This window comes from Mesotoga sp. UBA5825, assembly GCF_002432955.1.
Taxonomy (GTDB): Bacteria; Thermotogota; Thermotogae; order Petrotogales; family Kosmotogaceae; genus Mesotoga.
In genome coordinates this window covers 1-3267 of the sequence record NZ_DJHG01000105.1, presented here as the reverse complement: position 1 = coordinate 3267, position 3267 = coordinate 1, and the positions used below count along the sequence as shown (strand labels likewise).

The window sequence follows — 3267 nt, the reverse complement described above, 5'->3', positions numbered from 1 at the left end:
TTGTTCGCTTCGATACTCAGAGGGCTTTGCTCTAAGACCCTTCTCGACAATCGAGCGAGTTTTCTTTATAAGGTATTCATCGAACGGTCTGAGTTCTTTAGCCCACTCTTCGATTTTGAGGAGAGCATCCCAATAGTTCTTCACTTCACTTCCATCTCTAGCTTTTTCTTGTATAACCCGTTGATTATTTACAACATCGCGCGCTTCCTGGAGAGTCAGGCGATTGCCTTCTATCTGTGTTGAAAAGTGGGTTGATCGGATCCTTGCGCTTTCTCTTATTCTTGCAAGAGAGCTTAAAGGAATCTGCGCGTTCTCCACTTGAACCCTTATCTTTTCTATTGTCATAAGATCTGCCGCTATCTTATCGGTAATTGAGTACCGGGGGTCCCACTTCACTTTCACCAATATCGCTCCTCTCATCACACTTCAATTATACTGGATTTCCGACAAACTGCCGATAAAGGAGCCGCTGAACGCTGCAAAATCCGCTCATCGCTTGAGAGAACATGCTGAACGCTTCGAAGAGCCGTCCTTAGTTATTGGTCCCGGATCATAAACCAGTCCGTGGATATCATGGAGAGCGCTTGAGAGGACAGAAGGCATCTTTCCAAATGAATCTGTCTGAAAACCCAGCAGATCGTTGAGTTCAGTTGAAGCCCTTTAGGTTTACGAAAACCTGTCAGAAACAGTGTAGATTAAATGCTTGGGAGGAAATCCTCAATAAGAAGCCATTTCCAGAGAGGGATCAGCTCAATGGTCTTGTCGTGAATCTTCAGCGTGTCTTCAATGTCGCTGTTTAGAAGTATCCTGCGGGATCTCTCGCTCTCGAATTCGAGTAATCCCCGAAGTTCACGTTCTCTCAAATCGAGATCATCCAGATTCGACATTGTGACATTGATGACCAGATCGCCAGTTCTTCCAGAGGCGACGAAATCAACTTCGGTTTTGTCAGTCTTCCAGAAAGTCACTTTATAGCCCCGCCTCAAGAGCTCTAGAAAGACAATGTTCTCTCCATCTCTTCCAAAACCCTCAGTGAGCGGCTTGACAACGGCTTTTCTCAAACCAGTGTCGACGGAATATACTTTTCTTGGGTTGATTAGGGCTTTCTTGACGGAATTCGTGTGAAGCTCTACTTCAAACAATATGTATGCTTCCGATAGGTGCGACATGTTCTCTGAAATTGTGCTGGTTGAAGTCTTTCCCGAGGTCTGTTCGAGAGCCTTCTGTATTTTTCTGTAGCTCAAGAGATTTCCGCTGTTCTTCAGAGCATAGAGTGCGATTCTCTTTGTAAGCAGAACGTCTCTGATATTCCAACGCTCTACGATGTCCCTGTATATGATGTCGTCGAAATATGCCTCGAGAATCTTTGTCCCGTTTTCTTCCGGGAAGTTCAAGAGGATCTCAGGAAAGCCTCCAGAATCCAAATAACTGAACAGCAGATTCTTGATGAGATCACTTTTGAGTTCAATTGAAAGCGAGGAGACTTCAATTCCCTTTGATCGCACAAAGTCCGCGAATGAAAAGGGCAACAGAGTCAGATCTATGTGTCTTCCTGTCAACAGCGTTCCAAGCTCCTTGGAAGAAAGCTTTGAAGATGAGCCGGTAACAATGAATTTGACCTCTCCAGACTCCCTGTAAGTCTCTATCCATCGCTCCCAGCCTCGTATATGCTGGATCTCATCGACAAACATGTAGGTTTTTCCAACGGGATTGACTCTCTGCCTGTAAAGCCTGTAGAGTTTTTCAAGAAGGACAGGTGTTTTCTCTTCCATCGAGAGAGAGACATCTTCAAGGTTCAAGAACAGAAAGGAGAGTTTATCAACAGATTCTAGGAGCTTTCTGTACACAAGCTTAAGAAGAGATGATTTGCCGGATCTTCGAGGCCCTTTTACGATCTGCACGAAATTGCTGTCAAGAAATTCTTCAATCTCACCGACCTCTCTTCTGTAAACAAGGTCCGGAAGGGATCGATCTTCCCAGTAATTCCATCTTGCAAGGACGGAAAACATCTGTTGATCTGTCATATTAACCACCTGTCAATTAATGACCTTTATAACAAACACATTTTAGCATAAGTGACCAGTATATAGAACAGTTTTTCAATTCATTTTTGTAGAAAGATTATTATAAGAAATTCAAGGCCCCTTCGAAAGCCCAGATCCCGAAACAAGTTCGGGATGACAGAGTAAGCAGTTACGAAGGGCCGTACGGGAATTATATAGTGAGAGTCTCACAGAAATGATGCACAGAGGAATTTCCAAAAAGCCGTTGTTAGTTGACGCAATGAGAGCTACGGGAAAGCCGCTAATGAATAACGATGTTTGATGATTTTTGGAAATCCCGGCGAACTCCTGGGTTTCCACACAACATTCTGCTAGATAGAATTACTTCTTTGTTGTAAAACTCCATATTGGACCAATCATCGGCAGCGAGCCCTCGTTCTTCGCAGCTATCTTCCAGTAATATTTCGCATTGGGAAGGAGACCGCTCTTGTTATAGGTATTGGTAGTTCGATTCGATATGAAAAGGGAAGGATTGTGAGATGTGGAAAGGTATAGATCGTACAATACCGCATCCCCGTCGGGATCTCCGCCTTCCCAAGACAAGAGAACTTCAAGATCAGTGTCCTTCGTGCCATTTGCCGGGGAAGGGTTCGAGGGAACGTTGGGGAATGACTTGACCGCTACTGTGAATGTCTTGTCAGATGATGCTTCCTTCTCGTCTTCTGCTCTTATAGTGACTGCAACATCGCCGAGTGGTCCGCTGCCTGTCCATTCATAAAGGCTGCCTGAAACGGTTCCCGGTCCTCCAATGAGACTATATGAAAGAAAATGGCCGTCCAGATCTGAACAATATTCGGCAAGGTTGATCTGAATAAGCTCTCCAATATTCTCGACAATTGCTTCTATGACTCCCCATTCAGGCTTGCTATTCTTTATTGGACAGGCCGTAAGGAATAATACAGTAAGCACAAGAACCACCGTCAGGTGAAAACTCTTCATCTCATTATCTTCCACAATCCGAATTAGGAGATGAGATTGCTGCTTTTTCTGAAAAGTGAGTGGTTCCCTAACAACATCTCCTTATAGATTTTGAACAGCATCGGACGATTCAGGTGCTTCTGGGCAGAGTGACCTTTCTGACTCTTCGGGGAAAGAGTTAAGATACGCGTGTTTCTACGATAAGACCACCCGAGAAAGCGTATTATGGAGAGTCTGCTGCGCTAACGAGAGACGAGAAATGGAGAAGCCAGTCTGCTGGCGCAGG

2 protein-coding genes and 1 pseudogene are annotated in these 3267 nt (G+C 44.7%); all 3 read right to left on the bottom strand.

Translation table 11 applies throughout. The features are described from left to right. Window positions 1-402, bottom strand: a pseudogene (locus tag B3N33_RS10550) (Fic family protein); the annotation flags it as partial. Window positions 403-695: 293 nt separating this feature from the next. Continuing rightward, window positions 696-2024: an ATP-binding protein gene (locus B3N33_RS10545; RefSeq protein ID WP_214078968.1), complete on the bottom strand. Its 1329-nt coding sequence runs from the start codon at window positions 2022-2024 to the stop codon at window positions 696-698. Between the two features lie 360 nt (window positions 2025-2384). Continuing rightward, window positions 2385-3002, bottom strand: a complete 618-nt coding sequence (locus B3N33_RS10540) for a fibronectin type III (RefSeq protein ID WP_214078969.1) — start codon at window positions 3000-3002, stop codon at window positions 2385-2387. Window positions 3003-3267 lie beyond the last annotated feature (265 nt).

Excerpts from the sequence above, each read along its gene's own strand:
- B3N33_RS10545 (WP_214078968.1), bottom strand. The coding sequence starts at position 2,024 with ATGACAGATCAACAGATGTTTTCCGTCCTTGCAAGATGGAATTACTGG.
- B3N33_RS10540 (WP_214078969.1), bottom strand. The coding sequence starts at position 3,002 with ATGAAGAGTTTTCACCTGACGGTGGTTCTTGTGCTTACTGTATTATTC.